Source organism: Pseudomonas sp. 210_17 TE3656 (assembly GCF_054821965.1).
In genome coordinates this window covers 3,665,205-3,687,136 of sequence record NZ_JBTRBC010000001.1, presented here as the reverse complement: position 1 = coordinate 3,687,136, position 21,932 = coordinate 3,665,205, and the positions used below count along the sequence as shown (strand labels likewise).

The window sequence follows — 21,932 nt, the reverse complement described above, 5'->3', positions numbered from 1 at the left end:
AATTGCTTATACCTTTCGACCGCCACTATGTGGCTTCTTGGAGAGACTGGTCAGGTACCCACCGTAGAAGTCCCAGGCACGGCCTTGCCCACGAAGCGAGGCCGTTTTTTCTCCCTCCTTGCCTGATCAACATCAGCTACCCATTTTGCTGAAGAACTTTCCGTTTCAAGCGGGTGCTTAAGCGAAACGCCAGACGAACTTAACAAACTGGTAACAAAAGCCCATCTTTGTTGTCATTAGAGAAACAACAGAGTGGTACGCTGATGAAACTTGCTTGCTATAATCAAGTTCCGTTGCCGCGACCCAGCAGGCCTTTGCCGGATCCAATCCGCACTTGCCAGAAGTCGTAGGGAACGAGCCTGAAGCAAGTGACACAAGATTGAACACCCTGTTGTTCGTATCGACTTGTCTAATCAGAATTTACTGTTGCTGCGACAGTAATCATGCTCTGGCAGCGTAGCCACGTGCACGTTGTGCGATTGCGCAACCCCACGCGTTAACGCCAGAGTTTATTCAAACCAACAGGTAGCACTGTGACGAAAGACGAACTGCGCGCGGAACTTGAGCGTCAGGAGCAACGTTACAAGGAAGTTTACGGCGGGGAAGTCACCACCTACGCCGCCCAGCCCGACCCGGAGCGTAAGCCCTGGCGCAAACGGGCAAGCATTCTTGATCAGGCATTTGCCCAGGAACTGCAAAAAATCGAGAAAGAACTCAAGAGCGACGAGCCCTAGGCTACGGGCATGGCGCCAGCTTGTGGCGGTCGGATGACCGGTACTTGAGAAAAGTCCGGGGGGCTGATCGTTACAGCTCCTAACGCATGTCGTAACGGTTTCTCACAAATTTCATACAATCGTTTGAATTTTTAATGTGAGCTGCCGATTGTCGTAAACCTTTATATTTTCTCGATTTTTACCGATTTTAGCCGACATTTGTTTAATCATTCCCGACACATGCCACCCCGGGAAAGCACCCCCGCGGCCAGAACCGGTCAGCGGCAGGTGCATCGATTAACAGGGATTTCTGGCATAATCGCGCCCCCTTATGACCGGGTCAGAAAACCTTCATGATCGATTTATTCAGCGGACTTGATGCCTGGGTACTGGTGAGCCTGTTGCTCGCTTTGACCTTCGTACTCGCCTTCGAGTTCATCAATGGCTTTCATGACACCGCTAACGCGGTTGCTACAGTCATTTATACCAAAGCCATGCCCCCGCACCTGGCGGTGTTCTTCTCCGGGGTGTTCAACTTCCTTGGCGTGCTGCTCGGCGGTGTCGGCGTGGCATATGCCATCGTTCACCTGTTGCCGGTGGAGATGCTGATCAATGTGAACACCGGTCATGGATTGGCCATGGTCTTCTCCTTGCTCGCCGCCGCCATTGCCTGGAACCTGGGCACCTGGTACTTCGGTATTCCGGCGTCCAGCTCCCACACCCTGATCGGTTCGATCCTCGGGGTTGGCCTGGCCAACGCCCTGATCAGCGACATTCCACTGGGTGAAGGGGTCAACTGGCAGAAGGCAATCGACATCGGCATGTCCCTGGTGCTCTCGCCGATGGCTGGCTTTGCCGTCGCTGCACTGGTGCTGCTGGGCCTGAAATGGTGGCGCCCGCTGTCGAAGATGCACAAGACGCCGGAACAGCGTCGCAAGCTCGACGACAAGAAGCACCCGCCGTTCTGGAACCGCCTGGTACTGGTAATGTCGGCCATGGGCGTGAGCTTCGTGCACGGTTCCAACGATGGTCAGAAAGGCATCGGCCTGATCATGCTGGTGTTGATCGGTATCGTCCCGGCACAGTTCGTACTCGACCTGAACAGCACCACCTATCAGATCGAGCGTACCCGCGACGCCACCCTGCACCTGAGCCAGTTCTACCAGCGCAACCAGGCTACCCTGGGCGAATTCCTGGCCCTGGGCAAAGCCAAGAACGGCGACCTGCCGGAACAGTTCAGCTGCAACCCGCAGCAGACCGAGCCGACCATCAATGCCTTGCTTGACTCGCTCAAGGGTGTAACCGAGTACCGCTCGCTGACCCCGGAAAAACGCGTTGAAGTACGTCGTTACCTGCTCTGCCTGGACGACACCGCGAAGAAAGTCGGCAAGCTTCCAGGCCTGCAGCCCCGCGAGAAGGCTGACCTGGACAAACTGCGCAAAGACCTGACCGCCACAACCGAGTACGCACCGTTCTGGGTGATCCTCGCGGTTGCCCTGGCATTGGGCCTGGGTACCATGGTTGGCTGGAAGCGTGTGGTCCTGACCATCGGTGAGAAAATCGGCAAGCAGGGCATGACTTATGCCCAGGGCATGTCGGCGCAGATCACCGCAGCCTGCGCCATCGGCATGGCCAACATCTTCAGCCTGCCGGTATCGACCACCCACGTACTGTCGTCGGGTGTGGCCGGTACCATGGTGGCGAACAAGAGCGGCCTGCAAGGCGGCACCGTCAAGACCATCCTGCTGGCCTGGGTCCTGACCCTGCCGGCAACTGTGGGCCTGTCGGCCGGGTTGTTCTGGCTGGCGACCAGGTTCATCGGTTGATCCATGCTGCATTGAAAAAGGCGCCTTCGGGCGCCTTTTTCGTATCCGCCCTCCACTATCGGCGCTTGCTACCGCCGAGCAACGAGCCCATCAAGCCACGCACCAACTGACGCCCGAACTGGTTGGCCGCCTGACGCACCGCCGACTTGATCGCCTGCCCGGCAGCGCTCTGGAGGAATTCGCCGGCCTGGTCAGCAAAGCTTGGCTCGGTAGCTGCGGGCGCCTGTTCGGGCTGCGCTACCCCGCCTTTGCGGGCGTTGAGCATCTCATAGGCCGACTCGCGATCCACCGGCTTGTCGTAGCGCCCGGCCAACGGTGAGGCGGCAATCAGGGCAGCCCGCTCAGCGCCGCTCAACGGCCCGATGCGTGACTGCGGCGGTGCGATCAGCACCCGCTGGACCATGCCCGGCGTACCCTTGTCCTGCAGGGTACCGACCAACGCCTCACCGATGCCAAGCTCGGTCAGTACGCTCAGGGTGTCAATGTCAGGGTTGGGGCGGAAACCGTCGGCCACTGCCTTCAACGACTTCTGCTCTTTGGCCGTGAAGGCACGCAGGCCGTGCTGGATACGCAAGCCCAGTTGCGCCAGGACATCATCCGGCAAATCGCCCGGCGACTGGGTGACGAAATACACCCCGACACCCTTGGAACGAATCAACCGGACAACCTGCTCCAGACGATCCTGCAATGCCTTCGGCGTGCCGTTGAACAGCAGGTGCGCTTCGTCGAAGAACAGTGCCAGCAAGGGCTTGTCGGCATCGCCGCGCTCGGGCAACTGCTCGAACAACTCGGCCAGCAACCACAACAGGAAAGTCGCGTAGACCTTCGGCGCCTCGTGCACCAGACGGCTGGCATCCAGCAGATGGATTCGCCCGCGGCCATCGGCATCCGCACGCAGCAGATCTTCCAGCTGCAACGCCGGCTCGCCGAACAACGCCTCGGCCCCCTGCTGCTCCAGGGTGGCCAGGCGCCGTAGCAGGGCCTGGCTGGAGCCGGTGGTCATCAGCGCACTGTCTTCACCGAGCAATTGCGGGTTGTCTTTGAGGTGCGCCAGCAGCGCCTTGAGGTCCTTGATATCGAGCAGCAACAGGCCTTCGCGATCGGCCACCTTGAACGCGGCGTACAGCGCGGCCTGCTGACTGTCGGTCAGCTCCAGCAGGTTGCCCAGCAACAACGGGCCCATTTCACTGAGGGTGGTGCGCAATGGATGACCGGATTGCCCATGGACATCCCACAGGCTGACTGGATAAGCCTGCGGCCGATGCTCAAGCCAGGGCATCCCGGCGATGCGTTCGGCGACTTTGCCCTGAGGCTTGCCCACCGCGCCGAGGCCACACAGGTCGCCTTTGACGTCGGCGGCGAATACTGCCACTCCGGCATCGCTGAACGCCTCAGCCATGTGCTGCAGGGTTACGGTCTTGCCGGTACCGGTAGCACCGGCGACCAGGCCGTGACGGTTGGCCAGGCGCATGGCCTGGACAACCGCTTGTCCGGCCGGATCGGCACCGAGAATGAACTGCGAAGAGTCAGGCATGTTTTTTCACCCTCTGTTTAAGCTTTGGCTCGAATCGGCCGATATCTCATTAGCGATAGACCACCAGAAAGACAGGAAAAGCCCGACAAGGAAAGGGGACCTGCACTGCTTTCAAACTGTTCTTTGTGCGAACGACCCGGATAACAAAACCTTAGCGGACCGACACGTTATGAACAAAAGCCTCCGATTCAGCCACAAGATCCTTCTGGCCGCTTCTCTGATCGTCATGATCGCCTTCACATTGTTCACTTTGTACAACGATTTCCTGCAGCGCAATGCGATTCGTGAAGATCTGGAACGTTATCTCGCCGAGATGGGCGATACCACATCAACCAATATTAAAAACCTGTTTGATGGACGCATCTTGTTGGTGCAAAACGTCGCACAGAACATTGCCGCGTTTCCCGCCGCTGAAAACATCGGCACCTTGCTCGGGCAACAAGCCCTGGTCTCAAGTTTCCTGACTATTTACCTGGGTGACGTCAACGGTGGTTTTACCATTCGCCCGCAAACCAAGATGCCTGACGGTTATGACCCGCGCGTGCGGCCTTGGTACAAAGACGGGATGGCCGCCAACGGTCCGATCCTGACCGAACCCTATATTGACGTCAGCACCGGCAAAATGGTGATTTCGGTGGTGGTCACCGCCGCACGCAATATCGGCGTGGTCGGCGGCGATCTGGCACTGGACGGCCTGACCGAGATCATCAACTCACTGAACTTCGGCGGCATGGGCTATGCCTTCCTGGTCAACGACCAAGGCAAGATTCTGGTACACCCGGACAAAAACCTGGTGATGAAGTCGCTGTCGGACCTGTACCCACAAAATACCCCGCGCCTGAGCAAAGACCTGAGTGAAGTCCAGGTTGACGGCCAGACCCGCCTGCTGACCTTCGCCCCGGTCAAGGGCCTGCCTTCGGCCAACTGGTACATCGGCCTGTCCGTCGACAAGGACAAAGCCTTCTCGATGCTCAGCAAGTTCCGCACCTCGGCGGTGATCGCCACCCTGGTTGCCGTGGTTATAATCATCGCCCTGTTGGGCCTGTTGATCCGTGTTCTGCTGCAGCCGCTGCACACCATGACCCGGGCCATGGAAGACATCGCCGAAGGCGAAGGTGACCTGACCAAGCGCCTGACTCTGCACAGCCAGGACGAATTCGGCATCCTCGGCACCGCGTTCAACCGTTTCGTCGAACGTATTCATACCTCGATCCGCGAGGTGTCGTCGGCCACCGAGCAGGTCAACGAAGTGGCATTGCGGGTGGTCAGCGCTTCCAACTCGTCGATGGTCAATTCCGACGAGCAGTCCAACCGCACCAACAGCGTTGCAGCGGCCATCAACCAGCTCGGCGCCGCTGCCCAGGAAATCGCCCATAACGCCGCCCAGGCCTCGCAGCAGGCAAGCTCGGCACGCCATCTGGCCGAAGAAGGCCAGCAAGTAGTCGATCGCAGCATCGCCGCGATGAACCGTCTGTCGGATCTGATCTGCACCTCCAGCTCGCACATCGAGACGCTCAACAGCAAGACCGTAAACATCGGCCAGATCCTCGAAGTGATCACCAGCATCTCGCAGCAGACCAACCTGCTGGCGCTCAATGCCGCCATCGAAGCGGCCCGGGCCGGTGAAGCCGGGCGCGGTTTCGCCGTGGTCGCCGATGAGGTGCGTAACCTCGCGCACCGTACCCAGGAGTCGGCACAGCAGGTGCAGAACATGATTGAGGAGCTGCAGGTCGGCGCCCGCGAGTCGGTCGACACCATGGGCCAGAGCCAGCGCCACAGCCAGGACAGCGTCGAGATCGCCAACCAGGCCGGCGAGCGCCTGGGCAGCGTGACCCTGCGCATCGGCGAGATCGACGGCATGAACCAGTCGGTGGCCACCGCTACCGAGGAGCAGACCGCCGTGGTTGACTCGATCAACATGGACATCAACGAAATCAACATGCTCAACCAGGAAGGGGTCGAGAACCTGCAATCGACCCTGCGCGCCTGCGCCGACCTGGAACAACAGGCCAGCCGCCTGAAACACCTGGTCGGCAGCTTCCGTATCTGACCGGCAACGGGCAGCGGTATGCGCCGCTGCCCCTCCCCTCGTAACGCGATCGAACAAACTATCCTTCATAGAGGTCAACCTTAGGGCGCGTCATCCGCTGCTAACGCATACCGGATGACACACTCGCAAGACGATCTCGGAGGGATGCTGATCGTGCACATTGCCGACATCACCATGTTCTACGCCCCCGCCAGTGGCGGAGTGCGTACCTATCTTGATGCCAAACACCGCCGCCTGGGACACACCCCCGGTGTCCGCCACAGTCTGTTGATCCCCGGCGCCAGCCGCCAGCACGCCAACGGCATCTACCAGGTGCCGGCACCGGCCCTGCCGTTCGGCAATGGTTATCGCTTTCCGTTACGCCTGGCCCCCTGGCGCAATGTGCTGGAGGACCTGCAACCGGACCTGATCGAGGTCGGCGACCCTTACCTGACCGCCTGGGCAGCCCTGGAAGCACGCCGCCAGCTCGATGTGCCGGTCATCGGTTTCTATCACTCGGACCTACCGTTGCTGGTCAGCAATCGCATGGGCAACTGGTTCACCCCTAATGTCGAGGCCTATGTCAGCAGGTTGTACGGCAATTTCGACCGGGTCCTGGCGCCAAGCCTGGTGATGGCCAACAAACTGCGCCGTCTGGGTATCGGCAATGTGCATGTTCAGCGTCTTGGCGTCGATCTGAGCACCTTTCATCCACAACATCGTGACCCGGCGTTGCGCCGGCAATTGCACATCGCCGACAACACTCACTTGCTGGTGTTTGCCGGCCGTGGCTCGCGGGAGAAAAACCTGCCGGTGCTGCTCGACTGCATGCAGCGCCTGGGCAGGCATTATCACTTGTTGCTGGTGGGCTCGCACATGCCCGGCAATGTACCGGCCAATGTCACGGTGATTGATCACTTCTGCCCGCCCCACGAGGTCGCGCGCCTGCTGGCCAGCGCCGATGCCCTGGTGCACGCGGGTGATCAGGAAACCTTTGGCCTGGTCGTCCTTGAAGCCATGGCCAGTGCAATCCCGGTCGTTGCCGTCGCCGCAGGTGCTTTCGAGGAAATCCTCGACCAGCGCTTTGGCCGTCTGTGTCCACCCAATGACGGCCCGGCAATGGCCAGGGCGGTGCGCGAAGTGTTCGAAGAAGGTGCAGCACAGCTTGGTTCGCAGGCGCGCCGGCATGTCGAGCAGCGCTACGCCTGGGACAGCGTGGTCAATGGCCTGCTGACCCACTACCAGGCAGTGCTTGGCCATGAGCTGCCGGTACGGGCTCATGCCTGAGCCCGGCGTCACCCCATGCAGCGGGCAGAGTCTGCTGCTGGTATTGCATGACGTAGCCCCGCACACCTGGCCGGACTACCAACCGTTCGTCGAGGCAGTCGATGCCCTGGGCGAGATCCCCATGACCTGGCTGGTGGTACCGGATTTTCACAAGCAGCATCCGCTGGCTTCGGCAACGGGCTTTCGGCACATGCTTGACCAGCGCCTGCGCCGTGGCGACGAATTGGTTCTGCACGGCTATTACCATGTCGATGACAGCCCGCCGCCACACTCGGCGCGGGATTACTTTCTCCGCCGCGTCTACACCTTCGAAGGCGAGTTCTGCAGCCTTGACCGAGCCTGCGCGCTGGAGCGCCTGGAGGCGGGTATGGCATTGTTCCGGCGCTTCGACTGGCCGCTGGCGGGCTTCGTCGCTCCGGCCTGGCTGATGAGCGAAGGCACCCGTCAGGCGTTGAGCACCCTGCCCTTGCAGTACACCAGCGATCCGCGACACTTCTATCGGCTGCCCGACTTTACCCCGGCCGCCGCCCCCAGCCTGGTCTGGAGCGCACGCAGTGCCTGGCGCCGGGGTCTGTCGAAGATCGTTTGCGAGCTGCTGGCTGCCCGTCTGCAACAGGCGCCGGTAATACGCCTGGGCTTGCATCCGGTGGATATGCGCCATGATTTTGCCCGCAACTACTGGATGCAAACCTTGCAACAGCTGCTGCGCCAGGGCCGCACACCCCTGACCAAATCTGCTTGGCTGACCGACAGGCAACGGCGGTGAATCGCCTGCTCTGGCTGCTCCTGACCCTGGTCGTGGCGCTGCTGGTGCCAACCCTGCTCGGTGGCAGTGAGCTGCTGGAGCGCCTGCGCGCCTTCGCTCCCGGCCTGATGCTGGGTCTGCTGGGGATGATCCTGCTGTGCTGGATCATCAATGCCCTGCGTCTGCGTCTGCTGCTGGGCAGTCAGGGCGAACACCTCGGGCGCATGCGCAGCCTCGGCGTGATCATCGCCACCGAATTCGCCATCTGCACCACGCCCGGCGGCAGCGGCGGCCCCTTGGCCTTGATGGCATTGCTGGCACGCCACCGCATCGGACCGGCACGCAGTAGCGCGGTGTTCGCCGCCGACCAGCTCAATGACCTGCTGTTTTTCCTCTGTGCCATGCTCGGCATCGCTGGCTACGCCCTGCTGCACAGCCTCAACCGCAACCTGGAAGGCATGCTGCTGAGCAGCGCCGCGCTAATGTTCGGGATAGTCGCCGGGGTTGTCGCGCTGCTGGTTTATCGGCGCCTGTTGCTCAGGCTCAGTGGTCGACTGCTACGCAGGCTGAGGATCTCCACCTCGCGGCGCCGACGCTGGACACACAAGACACTGCACTTTTTTCGCGCCCTGGGCGAGACCTGGAAACTGCCCAAGCGCACGCTGGCCCTGGTGTTTGCCTTGACCTGCCTACATTGGGGGCTGCGCTACAGCGTGCTGTACCTGGCCCTGCGCGGACTCGGCGTGGATGTGCAGTGGATGCTCAGTTTTCTGGTGCAGATGCTCTCGCTCAGCGCCGGGCAATTCAGCCTGCTGCCCGGTGGCGCCGGTGCCGCCGAGCTGACCTCGGCCGCGCTGCTGACGCCGCTGGTGGGCAGCACCACGGCCGCCGCAGCCATTCTGATCTGGCGGCTGGTGACTTATTACTTTTACCTGATTGCCGGTGGCCCGGTGTTCCTGTGCTTGCTGGGACGACCGCTACTGGAGCGCCTCAATCAGGCGCGGGCACGTCGCTAGAATGCTGCAACTGCTCCCAAAGTTCGGCGGCACCGGGGAAATCGGTACCATCCTCACTGTCCAGCGCGTCCGGGTCGTAACGGCTCAAACAGCCTTCACCGAGGGTTGGCGGGGCTTTGGAGGTTGCCTTGTCGAGGGGATCGGCCATGCTGCAACCTCCTGCCTTGAACGTGGTTAGTTGAACACCACGGTCTTGTTGCCGTGCACCAGCACACGGTCTTCCAGGTGATAGCGCAAGCCACGCGCCAGCACCATCTTTTCGACGTCACGGCCGAATCGCACCATGTCTTCGATACTGTCACTGTGGCTGACCCGCACCACGTCCTGCTCGATGATCGGGCCGGCATCCAGCTCTTCGGTTACATAGTGGCAGGTCGCGCCGATCAGCTTCACACCGCGCAACGAGGCCTGGTGATAAGGCTTGGCACCGACGAACGAAGGCAGGAAGCTGTGGTGAATGTTGATCACCTGCTGGGCATATTCCTGGCACAGCTGCGGTGGCAGGATCTGCATGTAACGCGCCAGTACCACGACATCGGCACCGTGCTCCTTGACCAGGCGCGAAACCTCGGCAAACGCCGGTTGCTTGTCCTGCGGATCGACCGGTACATGGAAGAACGGAATGCCATGCCACTCGACCATGCTGCGCAGATCGTTGTGGTTGGAAATCACGCAGGGAATATCGCAGTCGAGTTCCTTGGCGTGCCAGCGGTGCAGCAGGTCGGCCAGGCAGTGGGACTCACGGCTGGCCATCAGCACGACGCGTTTTTTCTGGTCGGTGTCGGTAATACGCCAGACCATGGAAAATTCTTCAGCAATCGGTGCGAACGCTTCGCGGAAAGCCTCAATGCCAAATGGCAGGGTTTCTGCGCGGATTTCGTGACGCATGAAGAACCAACCGCTCTGCTCATCGGAATGATGGCTCGCTTCGTTGATCCAGCCGTTATGGGACGCCAGGAAATTACTGACTTTGGCGACGATGCCAACGCGGTCGGGGCAAGCAATCACCAGCCGGTAGGTGCGCATGAAAGGGACTCCAGATACTTCGCAAAGGCGCTTATTCTAACGAGTGCCCGGAAAAACTGCAGTAGGCAATGCACACATCCTGTCACCCGGACCTGCAGTACCTGAGAACAGGACAACGCCACGCGACACACGGCGTGGCGCCCAATTAACCTGTTCTGCCAGTCTTAGTTTGTAAAATATTTTTAATAAAATTTAACGGTTCGATTTAACCACGTCCGCATTTATTGCCAAGTTTAATGTTTACTTGGCAGTAAGCTCTGACTATTATTGCCCCACTGTCTACCTGATTCCCCCATTTCCAAGGATCACCCAATGTCCCTGATTAACGAATACCGCGCCACCGAAGAAGCCATCAAAGAACTGCAGGCTCGCCTGGCCAACCTGTCGAATGACGACAAGCTGAAGAAAGAGCTGGAGTTCGAAGGCAAACTGCGCACCCTGATGGGCGAATATCAGAAGTCGCTGCGCGATATCATTGCACTGCTCGACCCTGAAGCAAAATCGAGCAAAACCCCACGTGGTGCTGTTAAAACCACCGGCACCAAGCGCGCGCGCAAGGTCAAGCAATACAAGAACCCGCACAACGGTGAAGTCATCGAAACCAAAGGCGGCAACCACAAAACTCTGAAAGAGTGGAAAGCCAAGTGGGGTGGCGATGTGGTTGAAGGCTGGGCAACCCTGCTGGGTTAATTGCCAGTCACTGCAACGCGTTTGCACTGATGAAAAAAAAACGCCAGCTTGCTGGCGTTTTTTTTTCGACCCGGGTTTAGCGCCGCTTATAGTCCAAACTGCAACTTCAACGCCTGGACATGCGCTTGCCACTGCCCGAGCAATTCCCGCTGGGTGGCGTCGGCCCGGGCCCAACAGTCCTGCAGCGCCTGCTCGAAATCGCCAACGGTATTCGGCGCCCCCATGTGTGGATCGCTAAGACGCTGCTGACAGAACAGCTGCCAGCGCTGCAGCTCCTGCTCATTCAAGGTTTCGATGAAATTACGGGCGCGATAGCGAAACAGCAATTCAGGTAAACGTTCATCGTCAAACATCCAGTGTCCCTGTCCCAATTGCCGGGGCTCGACACTGCGTACTTGCTCGCACAGGCGCCTGTCTCGATCACCGATAAAGCCGTCATACAATTGCTGCTCCGGATCGTCACAAGGGGCAAACTCTTCCTCGCTGTAGAGGGTTTGCAATTTATCCTGCCAACTCGCCTGAGCGGCTATCAGGCTTGATGCCCGCGCTTGCAACAAGGACATATCCAGCCCCAGGCGTTGCTGATCCTGCACACGTAATACATTGAGCGGAGCAACCACCGGGCAACGATTGATATGCACCAACTTCAAGGGAACCGGTAATTGCCCTTCAGGCATGTCTTCGCGCCGCGTGTATAAACGTTGGCGTAACGACTCACCTTCCTCTTGCAGCAAAGGTTGGGGATCCATGCCCAAGTCACAGACAATCAAGGCATTACGGTTACGCGGGTGCCAGGCAAGTGGCAGGACCACGCCCAGATAATTGCGCGCCGCCGAGAAGCGTCCGGAAATATGTACCAAGGGCTGCAGCAAACGGATTTGATCCAGCACTTTGTGTTTATTACGTAATTGAAACAACCAGTCATAAAGCTTCGGTTGTTTCTCTCGAATCAATCGTGCAAGCGCAATAGTGGCCCGCACATCACTGAGTGCCTCATGGGCCTGACCATGATCAATACCATTGGCCGCCGTCAGCAGTTCCAGACGCAAGCTGACACGCCCCTCCTGCTGCGGCCAGACAATGCCATCCGGACGCAGCGCATAAGCAGCGCGCACTACGTCGATCAGGTCCCAGCGACTGTTGCCACCTTGCCACTCGCGGGCGTACGGATCGAAGAAATTGCGATACAGGCTGTAGCGGGTGACTTCATCGTCAAAGCGCAGGCTGTTATAGCCCGCACCACAGGTGCCCGGACGGGCCAGCTCGGCGTGTACACGGGTCATGAATTCGGCTTCGAGCAGGCCCTTGCTGGCCAACTGCGCCGGGGTGATGCCGGTGACCAGGCAAGCCGCCGGGTGCGGCAGGATGTCATCACTGGGTTGGCAGTAGAAATTGATCGGCTCCTCGATCTCGTTGAGCTCGAGATCGGTGCGCACGCCCGCTACCTGCAAGGGCCGGTCATTGCGCGGATTAATACCGGTGGTTTCGTAGTCGTGCCAGAAAATGCTGGTGCTCACGGGGTCGTCCTGAACATAAGATCGACCAGAGTCTAGGGCTACTCGTCCACTACGACCAGCCTCAGACCGAGGCCTCCAGCGGATGGAAGCTGAAATAGTTGCGCAGGGCACGCACCAGTTGCGCGTATTCCGGTGGCGCCTGCAACAGCATGAACCCGGAGTCGTAGTGCCCCGGCGTCTGATCTTCATGGCACCACAGGCAACTGGCGGTCAGGTTGATCAGGTGCATGCCGCCACTGCGACCGACGATTTTCAATTGCAACTCGAAATCCGGGCCGACCAGCATCGGCAGCTGGCTGATCAGCATCAGGCCGTCTTCGGACACATTACCCAGGTAGCCGATCGGCTGATCGGTATGGCGGTTGAAGACCTTGAGGAAGTAAGGGAGCTGATGACGCTCGATGCGGCGCTCGTCAAACATGATCGGAATCGCTGTCGGAGACCCTTGAGCAGGGCCGCGCTAGTGCTGCTGAATTACGTATGCCTCAGCAACAAGATTAGCGCAGCCTGACCCTCGCGTCACAATCAGACCCGAACACTTTAGTATTAACGCCAAGGCGTGGTGGTGGCCGGGCGGGCAATGGCCGTCCCGCCGCTGCGGTAGTGACCCAGTTGTTCCAGGGTCTGCAGGCGGGCACGGGCGCGGTAGGCGTATTCGTTCTGCGGGTAGCGCTCAATCAGGTACTGATAGGTCTGCGCGGCATCGACGTAGAGCTTCTGCCGCTCCAGACACTGACCGCGCAGCATCGACACCTCGGGATGGATGAATGGCCGCGCGCGGCTGGTCCGGTCGACCTGCGACAGCTCGAGCATGACCTTCTCACAATCGCCGCGGTCATAGGCACGGTAGGCATTGTTCAGATGATGGTCCATCGACCAACGGGTGCAGCCGACGACACTGGTCGCCAGGGCTAGAACGATCAAGGCTCGCATGGGGAATCTCCTGTATTGCGCAGCTTATCGGCATTGTCGGGGAAATCTGTAGACAGGGCCTCTCCCCGTTCAAACGCCACCCGCCCAACGGGCTAGGTAGTGCAAAGGAACAATGACTACAGCGAAATTCCAGAGTAGCCTTTCGCTGCGCTTCACTATAGGAGTCTGTGCATGACCATCCGCCGTACCAAAATCGTCGCCACCCTTGGCCCCGCCAGCAACTCGCCGGAAGTTATCGAACAACTGATTCTTGCCGGCCTGGATGTCGCTCGCCTGAACTTCTCCCACGGCACGCCCGATGAGCATAAAGCCCGCGCGCGCCTGATCCGTGAGATCGCGGCAAAGCTGGGTCGCCATGTAGCGCTGCTCGGCGACCTGCAAGGTCCGAAGATTCGTATCGCCAAATTCGCCAACAAGCGCATCGAACTGAAAGTCGGTGACCGCTTCACCTTCTCCACCGCCCACCCGCTGACCGAAGGCACCCAGGACATCGTCGGTATCGACTACCCGGACCTGGTCAAGGATTGCGGCGTCGGTGACGAGCTGCTGCTCGATGACGGCCGCGTGGTAATGCGCGTCGAAACCGCCACCAGCGATTCGCTGCACTGCTCGGTACTGATCGGCGGCCCGCTGTCCGACCACAAGGGCATCAACCGCAAAGGCGGTGGCCTGACCGCCCCGGCCCTGACCGAAAAAGACAAGGCTGACATCAAGCTGGCTGCCGAGATGGACCTGGACTACCTGGCCGTATCGTTCCCGCGTGATGCCAGCGACATGGAATACGCCCGTCGCCTGCGTGATGAAGCCGGCGGCAGCGCCTGGCTGGTGGCCAAGATCGAACGCGCCGAAGCCGTGGCCGACGACGAAACCCTCGACGGCCTGATCGCCGCCAGTGACGCGGTGATGGTTGCCCGTGGTGACCTGGGTGTGGAAATCGGCGATGCCGAGCTGATCGCGATCCAGAAAAAGATCATCCAGCACGCCCGTCGCAACAACAAGGCCGTGATCGTCGCCACCCAGATGATGGAGTCGATGATCCAGAACCCGATGCCGACCCGTGCCGAAGTGTCCGACGTGGCCAACGCCGTGCTCGACAACACCGACGCGGTCATGCTGTCGGCCGAGAGCGCCGCGGGTGCCTACCCGATCGAAGCGGTCCAGGCCATGGCGCGCATCTGCCTGGGTGCGGAAAAGCATCCGACCAGCCAGAAGTCCAGCCACCGTCTGCACACCACCTTCGAGCGCTGCGACGAAAGCATCGCCCTGGCGGCCATGTACACCGCCAACCACTTCCCAGGCGTCAAGGCGATCATCGCCCTCACCGAGAGTGGCTACACCCCGCTGATCATGTCGCGCCTGCGTTCTTCGGTGCCGATCTACGCCTTTTCGCCGCACCGCGCCACCCTGGCCCGCGCCGCGATGTTCCGTGGCGTCTACCCGGTGGCTTTCGATCCGGCAGCCCTGCCGGCGGAAAAAGTCAGCGAGGCGGCAGTCGACGAGTTGCTCAAACGCGAAGTGGTCGAACCAGGCGACTGGGCAATCCTGACCAAAGGCGACAGCTACCACACCATCGGTGGCACCAACGGCATGAAGATCCTGCATGTCGGTGATTCGCAGGTCTGATCCTGACCTGCAATGAAAAAACCGCAGCCTGTGCTGCGGTTTTTTTATGCGTGCCCGGTAAAAATATCGGCAAACAGCTGATTGCGCGGTAATCCGGCCAGAAACAGTCGGCGGGAAAACTGCTCGACGCTGGCCGGTGAACCGCAGGCCAGGGCAATCGTCTGGCGTGATTGCACACGCAGCGCAGCCAGTGCCTGGGGCAATGCCTGCGGGGTCAGCAGCTCGACCTGAAGGTGCGGATGACGCTCGGCAAGCGCGGCCAGTTCGCTGGCCAGATAGTGCTCCTGACTGTCATGGGCCAGGTGCAGCACACGAATCGGGCCCTGGTGCTCCTGACGCAAGGCTTCACGCAGAATGCCCCATAAGGGCGCCAGCCCCGTACCTGCCGCCAGCAACCACAACGGGCGCTCCTGCCAGTCGGCATCATAGTGCAGCGCCCCGCCACGCAACTCGCCCAAACGCAGGGCATCGCCCAATTGCAGCTGGCGTGCCGCATCGCAGAAGGCGCCCGCCTGGCGACAGTCGAGGTGAAACTCGAGAAACCGCTCCTCGTCGGGCAAGCTGGCCAACGAATAAGGGCGTGCCACACCGCTGTTGCTCCACAACACCAGGTGCTGGCCTACCCGGTAACGCAGCCTGCGCTCGGCGTGCAAGCGCAAGCGCAAGCGCAGCACCGTCGGGCTCAGCCAGTCGAGCCCGAGCACAGTTGCCCCGATACCGTCCTGCTGCGGGTCGAACAGGGCAACCTGCAAGTCCTCCTCGACCTGACACTGGCAGGACAATCGCCAGCCCGACTGGCGCTGTTCCTCGCTCAGGGCATCCGGCCGGGCATCCAGCGGTTGCCCGTGCAGACAGCGCACCAGACAGGCATGACAACTGCCGGCGCGGCAGCTGTACGGCACCGAAAAACCCGCGTCATTGAGCACATCAAGCAAATTGCTGCCCGGCGCCACCGTCCACTGCTGCTCACCTACCCGCAATTCAGGCATCAATGGTCTCCCAGGCCTTCAGGCAGTCAGTTTTGCACAAACCACCGCTACGCAAAAACAATGCCTGGCGCTTACCGACCTTCGTCAGACCACTGATACGTGTACCCAAGGCCGATGCACGCTATACTGCCGCGCCTTTTTGCGCCGCCAGCCTGACCGTCGGCGCGCCGTGAAAGGTCGTTTCGACACCTCGGCCTGTCCGCGTCGGAATACCTTATTGAATGTTCCCGTCTTTAAGAGGAGCGCGCTGCATGACCGTGATCAAGCAAGACGACCTGATTCAGAGCGTTGCCGACGCCCTGCAGTTCATTTCGTACTACCACCCCGTTGACTTCATCCAGGCCATGCACGAGGCCTATCTGCGTGAAGAGTCGCCCGCCGCGCGCGACTCCATCGCCCAGATCCTGATCAACTCGCGCATGTGCGCCACTGGCCACCGCCCGATCTGCCAGGACACCGGTATCGTTACCGTGTTCGTGCGCGTCGGTATGGATGTGCGCTGGGATGGCGCGACCATGAGCCTGGACGACATGATCAACGAAGGCGTGCGCCGCGCCTACAACCTGCCGGAAAACGTCCTGCGTGCCTCGATCCTGGCCGACCCGGCAGGCGCTCGTAAAAACACCAAGGACAACACCCCGGCGGTCATCCACTACTCCATCGTCCCGGGTAACACCGTGGAAGTGGACGTGGCAGCCAAAGGCGGCGGTTCCGAGAACAAGTCGAAGATGGCCATGCTCAACCCGTCCGACTCGATCGTTGACTGGGTGCTGAAGACCGTTCCGACCATGGGCGCTGGCTGGTGCCCGCCTGGCATGCTCGGCATCGGCATCGGCGGTACTGCCGAAAAAGCCGCAGTAATGGCCAAGGAAGTGTTGATGGAATCCATCGACATTCACGAGCTCAAAGCCCGTGGCCCGCAGAACCGTATCGAAGAGATCCGTCTGGAGCTGTTCGAGAAGGTCAACCAGCTGGGCATCGGTGCTCAGGGTCTGGGCGGTCTGACCACCGTGCTCGACGTCAAGATCATGGACTACCCGACCCATGCCGCGTCCCTGCCGGTGTGCATGATCCCGAACTGCGCCGCCACCCGTCACGCGCACTTCGTGCTCGACGGTTCCGGCCCGGCCGACCTCGAAGCGCCATCGCTCGACGCCTACCCGGAAATCGTCTGGGAAGCCGGCCCATCGGCCCGCCGTGTCGACCTCGACACCCTGACCCCGGAAGACGTGCAGAGCTGGAAGCCGGGTGAGACCATCCTGCTCAACGGCAAGATGCTCACCGGCCGCGACGCCGCGCACAAGCGCATGGTCGAAATGCTCAACCGTGGCGAAGAGCTGCCGGTCGATCTGAAAGGCCGCTTCATCTACTACGTCGGCCCGGTTGATCCGGTACGCGAAGAAGTGGTTGGCCCTGCCGGCCCGACCACCGCGACGCGGATGGACAAGTTCACCCGTCAGATCCTCGAGCAGACCGGTCTGCTGGGCATGATCGGCAAATCCGAGCGCGGCCCGACCGCAATCGACGCGATCAAGGACAACAAAGCCGTGTACCTGATGGCTGTCGGTGGTGCCGCCTACCTGGTGGCCCAGGCGATCAAGAAGTCCAAGGTCCTGGCCTTTGCCGAACTGGGCATGGAAGCGATCTACGAGTTCGACGTAAAAGACATGCCGGTCACCGTCGCGGTCGACAGCAATGGCGAGTCGGTGCACATCACAGGTCCCGCACTGTGGCAGAGCAAGATCGCTGAAAGTCTGGCGGTGGAAGTGAAGTAAACCTCAGGGTTTGCTGACAAAAAAGCGGCAGGGGGATCACTCCCCCTGCCGCTTTTTTTTTCGCGGGGCAAGCCCGCTCCCACCGAAAGCTGTGGGAGCGGGCTTGCCCCGCGATCAATCGCGCCGGTCCAGCATATTGACCACCAGCCGATCCAGCCAGCCCCACAAACGCTGTTGCAGACGCTTCCACAACGGCCGCGCATGCCAATGGGCCAAGTCGATGCACAGGCTCTGGGCGAAATCGCGCTCGAAACTCGCAGCCACCGCCGCCGTCAGCGGCGGATCGAGCGCTTCAACGTTGGCTTCAAGGTTGAAACGCAGGTTCCAGTGGTCGAAATTGCATGAGCCGATGCTCACCCAGTCGTCGACCAGCACCATCTTCAGGTGCAGGAAGCACGGCTGATATTCGAAAATTTGCACTCCTGCACGCATCAGCCTCGGGTAATAGCGATGCCCGGCATAGCGCACCGAAGGATGATCGGTACGCGGGCCAGTCAGCAGCAGGCGTACATCAACACCGTTGGCAGCAGCCCGGCGCAGGGAGCGGCGGACTTTCCAGGTCGGTAAAAAGTACGGTGTGGCCAGCCAGATCCGCCGTTGCCCGCTGTTCAACGCGCGCACCAGCGATTGCAGGATATCCCGGTGCTGGCGGGCATCGGCATACGCCACCCGGCCCATGCCCTCGCCGCTATCGGGTACATGAGGCAGGCGCGGCAGGCCAAAATGCGTCGGTGGCCGCCAGGCCGTGCGCCGCAGGTTGGCGCGCCACTGGCGATCGAAAAGCATCTGCCAGTCGGCCACCAGCGGCCCTTGCATCTGCACCATCACCTCGTGCCATTCGCTGATTGCTTCGTCAGGCACCCAGAACTGGTCGGTAACGCCGGTACCGCCGACCACCGCCCAGCTCTGGTCGACCACCAGCAATTTGCGGTGGTCACGGTACAGGTTGCGAAATCCCCGGCGCCAGCGCAGACGGTTGTACCAGCGCAGTTCGACGCCAGCGGCGATCAGGCGCTGGCGCAGGTTCAGGGTGAACGCCAGCGAACCGTAGTCATCGAACAGGCAGCGTACCTGCACACCGCGCCCGGCAGCTTGCACCAGCGCCTGGACCATGGCTTCGGCGCAGGCGCCGGCCTCCACCAGATACAGCTCCAGGTCGACCTGCTGTTCGGCCCGCACAATGGCGGAGAGCATGCGCGGAAAAAATTCGGGGCCGTCGATCAATAACTCGAACCGGTTGCCATCTCGCCAGGGAAAGACCGGTCCGGCCATATCAGCGCGCCGTGAAGATCAATACCGCAGACACCGGCACCGACGGGCTGATGGACTTGAGCCCGGCCAGCTTGCGCAAAGTCTCCAGGCCCGGCAGTAGATCAAAGTCTTCGGCCCGCAACATCAATGGCTCCAGGGTCACCACCTGGAAGCGTCGCTCGTCCAGACGCGTGGCCAACAGCAAGGCGCTGTAGCTATGTTCCTTGCCACGCAGCTCAACCGTCACTGGCAAGCGCAATTCGACCTGTGCACCGTTAGCCAGATCATTGATCGGCCGCAGATCGATCTGGGCACGAACCTTGGCCTCCGGATAGCCGGCAAAATCAAACAGCTCCTTGCGCATGCGCTCATCGCGCAGTGGCACGCTGCTGTTGTTCGAATCCATCTCGATCATCAGCTCGGCCGCGCCCTTGCGGTCGACCTTGCCGTGCAGCACCAGAAAACGATGGACTTCGGCGGTATCGCCATTTTTGCTGGAGATGAACGACAGTCGTGACGATTCGCCATCAAGGTGCCAGTTGGCCTGGGCGGAAAAGCTCAGCAGCACGAGCAAGGCCAGGAGAAGACGGGGCAGAGAGAACATGAGAAATCCTGTAACACAGAAGCCGTCAACCTTACCCGGCTGCCTTCACGGCAGCAAGCCGCAGCCCTCACGTGCACCCTGCCAGCGCGCTCGACGCTCAACGCCCAGCCCCACGGCGGTGACCTGGCGGGATTGGGCATTTTCCTCAAGCCGGCTCAGGGGCAGGTATTGGCGTACATAGGCCTGGCAGTAAGGCGCGTCGAAGCCCATGACAAAACGGCAGGAGCAATACTCCTTGGCCGAATAAGCGCTAAGAATGCCGGTAAAGTCCGCCAGGGCCTGACGCTCGTACCAGCTCCAGGCGCCCGCCAGCAACAGCAGCCCCAGCAGCAAACGCTTCATGGTCGTCCCCCGGCCTGCGCCGCAAGTACCCGCTTGAGCAGTTCGTTGTGCTGAAACCGGCCATCGCGATCATCGGCATAGCGCACCACTACCAGCTGTTCATCGGGCAGCACGTACAAGGCCTGGCCCCAATGCCCCAAGGCCGCAAAGGTGTCGGCCGGCACATCAGGCCAGGGCCGCGCTGTGCCGGACAACGGCTGGTTGAGCCACCAATGCCCGCCGGGATTGGCCTCACCAGGTTGCGCGGCAGCCTTGGCAAACAGGCTGCGGTTGAACGCCACCCAGTCCCTGGGCAGCAGTTGCCGAGCCTGCCAGCGACCGTCGCGCAGCATCAGCAAGCCGATGCGCGCCAGGTCCCGGGCGCTCATGTAGAGATAGGAGGAGCCGACCAGTGTACCGCTGGCATCCCGCTCCCAGACCGCCGAAGTGATGCCCAACGGCGTGAACAGCGCATCCCAGGGATACTGCCGGTACCGCTCAGGCCCGACTATCGTTCGCAACGCTGCCGCCAGGACATTGCTGTCGCCACTGGAATAGAGAAAGCGCTGGCCCGGCTCAGCCGCTGCCGGCCGGGCAGCGGTGTATGCGGCCATATCCGCGCGGCCCCGGGTGTAGAGCATGGCCACCACCGAGGAATGCAGCGGCGCGTATTCGTAGTCTTCCTGCCAGTCCAGACCGCTGGCCCAGTGCAGCAGGTCTTGCAGGCGAACCTGGGGATGGGCCTGCATGGGCGGGTAATAGCGCGCGACCGGGTCATTGAGGGCAAAGCGCGCCTCACCATGAGCCACACCCAATAGCGTGGCCAGCACGCTCTTGCTGATGGACCAGGTCAGATGTGGCGTCTGTGCGGTCGTCGGGGCGGCGTAGTGCTCATACACAATACGTCCTGCCTTGATCACCACCAGGGCGTCGGTGCGCACGCCTTCACGGCTGCTGTCGTCACGCGGAGCAAAGGCGTAGGCCTGCACCTGGCGCCAGGCCGAGCTGTTGGCATCAGCTGCCTGCGGCCAGTCTGGATCTGGCCAGGTCTCCTGACCAAGCGCCGGGGCACTGGTGAAAACCAGGCTGACCAACACCCCCAGCAGCACTTTGTTCATCCGGCGTCTCACAAGGCCAACCTCTGCCCAGACTAGCTGCGTTTCATGACAATCCGGCGCTGGCCCAGGCCTTGGCCAGGCGCTTGGCCCTGGCGGCGCTGGCGATCTCCAGCAATCCCTGGTCACGCTGCCACAGCGTCGCCCACTCGCCGGAACTGTTGCTCAATGCCTGGTTGATTTCGTCCTTGAGCGCGTTGAACTGGGCAAACAGGCCGCCGAGCAGCAAATGACACGCCGTGGAGTCGGCACATTGCCGACTGCCTTCGGCGCAGCCTCCGAGCAATCCGATCAGGCGCAACTGCAAGCCCTGGGGCCAGGCGTTGTCCTGACCGACGCCATACAACCAGGCACACAGGGCGCTGAGCACATAAAGGTCTTCAAGGGTGCGGAACGGTTTAACGTAGGCATCCCAGCCGTCGCCGGCCAAACGCTCGCACAGTGCCTGGTCCAGGTGCAGGCGGGCATGAGCGACTTCCGGCATCAGCGGCAAGGCCGGCAATGGCTCCAGCCGCACGCCGGGTTCACCGGGATAGACCACCGCCAGACTCACTTGCGGCGCCTCACCCGCAGGCTCACTGCGCGCCGCCACCAACAACCAGTCGGCATCCAGCCCGGCGGTGACGAAATCCTTGCTGCCGGTCAGGCGCAGGTCATCCAGGCGCACCTGCATGTCGGCCGGGCGCACGCTACGCCGCTCACTGGCGCACAAGGCGCCAATACTGGCCGGAGCGCTTGGCCAGAGCATGCGCAAGGCCGCCTGGTAGCCAACCAGAAACGCCAGCCCCGGGGTCGGCATGGCGCGCCCGCCGAGTACCGCCAGCTCGAACGGGCTGATCGGGCCCAGACACGCCAGCAGGCTGCTGTAGGTCTCGCCCAGATCATCTGAGAGGGGATGCCGCTGTGGGTCGTTGAGTCGTTGCAGCCAGACCATCGCC

21 protein-coding genes and 1 pseudogene are annotated in these 21,932 nt (G+C 61.1%); 10 read left to right on the top strand and 12 right to left on the bottom strand.

Annotation, left to right across the window (positions count from 1 at the left end; translation table 11 throughout):
* Window positions 1-533: 533 nt before the first annotated feature.
* Window positions 534-734 (top strand): hypothetical protein, encoded by a 201-nt coding sequence (locus ACVI9W_RS17355; RefSeq protein WP_038607407.1) that lies wholly within the window; start codon window positions 534-536, stop codon window positions 732-734.
* 332 nt (window positions 735-1,066) lie between these two features.
* Window positions 1,067-2,539, top strand: coding sequence for an inorganic phosphate transporter (locus tag ACVI9W_RS17350; protein WP_157191290.1), 1,473 nt, complete (start codon window positions 1,067-1,069; stop codon window positions 2,537-2,539).
* A 55-nt stretch (window positions 2,540-2,594) separates the two neighbouring features.
* Here the strand turns inward: ACVI9W_RS17350 and ACVI9W_RS17345 are convergent, their stop codons facing one another.
* Window positions 2,595-4,073, bottom strand: a complete 1,479-nt coding sequence (locus ACVI9W_RS17345; RefSeq protein WP_461530630.1) for a helicase HerA-like domain-containing protein — start codon at window positions 4,071-4,073, stop codon at window positions 2,595-2,597.
* Between ACVI9W_RS17345 and ACVI9W_RS17340 the strand changes: the two are divergent.
* The 5 genes and pseudogenes from ACVI9W_RS17340 to ACVI9W_RS17320 form a co-directional block, all read left to right on the top strand.
* A pseudogene (locus tag ACVI9W_RS17340) lies at window positions 4,009-5,265 on the top strand (HAMP domain-containing protein); the annotation flags it as partial. The gene ACVI9W_RS17345 and the pseudogene ACVI9W_RS17340 overlap by 65 nt on opposite strands.
* A gap of 93 nt (window positions 5,266-5,358) precedes the next feature.
* Entirely contained in the window at window positions 5,359-6,123 is a 765-nt protein-coding gene (locus ACVI9W_RS17335; RefSeq protein ID WP_371919649.1) for a methyl-accepting chemotaxis protein, read from the top strand.
* Window positions 6,124-6,267: 144 nt separating this feature from the next.
* Window positions 6,268-7,389 (top strand): glycosyltransferase family 4 protein, encoded by a 1,122-nt coding sequence (locus ACVI9W_RS17330; RefSeq protein WP_461531842.1) that lies wholly within the window; start codon window positions 6,268-6,270, stop codon window positions 7,387-7,389.
* Window positions 7,382-8,155, top strand: coding sequence for a DUF2334 domain-containing protein (locus tag ACVI9W_RS17325; protein ID WP_461530629.1), 774 nt, complete (start codon window positions 7,382-7,384; stop codon window positions 8,153-8,155). Before ACVI9W_RS17330 ends, ACVI9W_RS17325 begins: the two co-directional genes overlap by 8 nt.
* Window positions 8,152-9,150, top strand: a complete 999-nt coding sequence (locus ACVI9W_RS17320; protein WP_461530628.1) for a lysylphosphatidylglycerol synthase transmembrane domain-containing protein — start codon at window positions 8,152-8,154, stop codon at window positions 9,148-9,150. Before ACVI9W_RS17325 ends, ACVI9W_RS17320 begins: the two co-directional genes overlap by 4 nt.
* Here the strand turns inward: ACVI9W_RS17320 and ACVI9W_RS17315 are convergent.
* Complete coding sequence (locus ACVI9W_RS17315) at window positions 9,125-9,298, bottom strand: hypothetical protein (RefSeq protein ID WP_167335109.1); 174 nt, start codon at window positions 9,296-9,298, stop codon at window positions 9,125-9,127. The two genes, ACVI9W_RS17320 and ACVI9W_RS17315, sit on opposite strands and share 26 nt — an antisense overlap.
* Window positions 9,299-9,324: 26 nt before the next feature.
* Window positions 9,325-10,176, bottom strand: coding sequence for a formyltetrahydrofolate deformylase (purU, locus tag ACVI9W_RS17310; RefSeq protein WP_157191284.1), 852 nt, complete (start codon window positions 10,174-10,176; stop codon window positions 9,325-9,327).
* Window positions 10,177-10,488: 312 nt separating this feature from the next.
* On the opposite strand from purU, the gene mvaT reads away from it, so the two are divergent.
* On the top strand, window positions 10,489-10,866 hold the full coding sequence (gene mvaT / locus ACVI9W_RS17305) for a histone-like nucleoid-structuring protein MvaT (RefSeq protein WP_038607383.1): 378 nt from the start codon (window positions 10,489-10,491) through the stop codon (window positions 10,864-10,866).
* Window positions 10,867-10,952: 86 nt separating this feature from the next.
* Here mvaT and sbcB read toward each other — a convergent pair whose 3' ends face one another.
* The 3 genes from sbcB to ACVI9W_RS17290 all read right to left on the bottom strand — a co-directional run bounded on the left by sbcB (window position 10,953) and on the right by ACVI9W_RS17290 (window position 13,316).
* Window positions 10,953-12,383: an exodeoxyribonuclease I gene (gene sbcB / locus ACVI9W_RS17300; RefSeq protein ID WP_038607380.1), complete on the bottom strand. Its 1,431-nt coding sequence runs from the start codon at window positions 12,381-12,383 to the stop codon at window positions 10,953-10,955.
* 61 nt (window positions 12,384-12,444) lie between these two features.
* Window positions 12,445-12,804 carry a PilZ domain-containing protein gene (locus ACVI9W_RS17295; RefSeq protein ID WP_038607377.1) on the bottom strand — a complete coding sequence of 120 codons (360 nt, stop codon included), beginning with the start codon at window positions 12,802-12,804 and terminating at the stop codon, window positions 12,445-12,447.
* A 125-nt stretch (window positions 12,805-12,929) separates the two neighbouring features.
* Window positions 12,930-13,316 carry a tetratricopeptide repeat protein gene (locus ACVI9W_RS17290; RefSeq protein ID WP_157191280.1) on the bottom strand — a complete coding sequence of 129 codons (387 nt, stop codon included), beginning with the start codon at window positions 13,314-13,316 and terminating at the stop codon, window positions 12,930-12,932.
* 171 nt (window positions 13,317-13,487) lie between these two features.
* Here ACVI9W_RS17290 and pyk point away from each other — a divergent pair, with 171 nt between their 5' ends.
* Window positions 13,488-14,939 carry a pyruvate kinase gene (pyk, locus tag ACVI9W_RS17285; RefSeq protein ID WP_461530627.1) on the top strand — a complete coding sequence of 484 codons (1,452 nt, stop codon included), beginning with the start codon at window positions 13,488-13,490 and terminating at the stop codon, window positions 14,937-14,939.
* Window positions 14,940-14,983: 44 nt separating this feature from the next.
* On the opposite strand, the gene ACVI9W_RS17280 is transcribed toward pyk, so the two are convergent.
* Complete coding sequence (locus ACVI9W_RS17280; RefSeq protein ID WP_461530626.1) at window positions 14,984-15,928, bottom strand: iron-sulfur-binding ferredoxin reductase; 945 nt, start codon at window positions 15,926-15,928, stop codon at window positions 14,984-14,986.
* A 251-nt stretch (window positions 15,929-16,179) separates the two neighbouring features.
* Between ACVI9W_RS17280 and ACVI9W_RS17275 the strand changes: the two genes are divergently transcribed.
* Window positions 16,180-17,703 carry a fumarate hydratase gene (locus ACVI9W_RS17275; protein ID WP_422417728.1) on the top strand — a complete coding sequence of 508 codons (1,524 nt, stop codon included), beginning with the start codon at window positions 16,180-16,182 and terminating at the stop codon, window positions 17,701-17,703.
* Window positions 17,704-17,817: 114 nt separating this feature from the next.
* Here the strand turns inward: ACVI9W_RS17275 and ACVI9W_RS17270 are convergent, their stop codons facing one another.
* From ACVI9W_RS17270 to ACVI9W_RS17250, 5 genes are read right to left on the bottom strand one after another with little or no spacing between them, the layout of a single operon-like run.
* Entirely contained in the window at window positions 17,818-18,975 is a 1,158-nt protein-coding gene (locus tag ACVI9W_RS17270) for a phospholipase D-like domain-containing protein (RefSeq protein ID WP_038607367.1), read from the bottom strand.
* Between the two features lies 1 nt (window position 18,976).
* Window positions 18,977-19,558, bottom strand: a complete 582-nt coding sequence (locus tag ACVI9W_RS17265) for a YceI family protein (RefSeq protein WP_038607365.1) — start codon at window positions 19,556-19,558, stop codon at window positions 18,977-18,979.
* 45 nt (window positions 19,559-19,603) lie between these two features.
* Window positions 19,604-19,900 carry an amidase gene (locus ACVI9W_RS17260; protein ID WP_461530625.1) on the bottom strand — a complete coding sequence of 99 codons (297 nt, stop codon included), beginning with the start codon at window positions 19,898-19,900 and terminating at the stop codon, window positions 19,604-19,606.
* A complete protein-coding gene (locus ACVI9W_RS17255) occupies window positions 19,897-20,997 on the bottom strand; it encodes a serine hydrolase domain-containing protein (protein WP_461530624.1) in 1,101 nt (366 codons plus the stop codon). Before ACVI9W_RS17255 ends, ACVI9W_RS17260 begins: the two co-directional genes overlap by 4 nt.
* Window positions 20,998-21,040: 43 nt before the next feature.
* Window positions 21,041-21,928 carry an acyl-CoA dehydrogenase middle domain-containing protein gene (locus ACVI9W_RS17250; protein ID WP_461530623.1) on the bottom strand — a complete coding sequence of 296 codons (888 nt, stop codon included), beginning with the start codon at window positions 21,926-21,928 and terminating at the stop codon, window positions 21,041-21,043.
* Window positions 21,929-21,932: the final 4 nt, after the last annotated feature.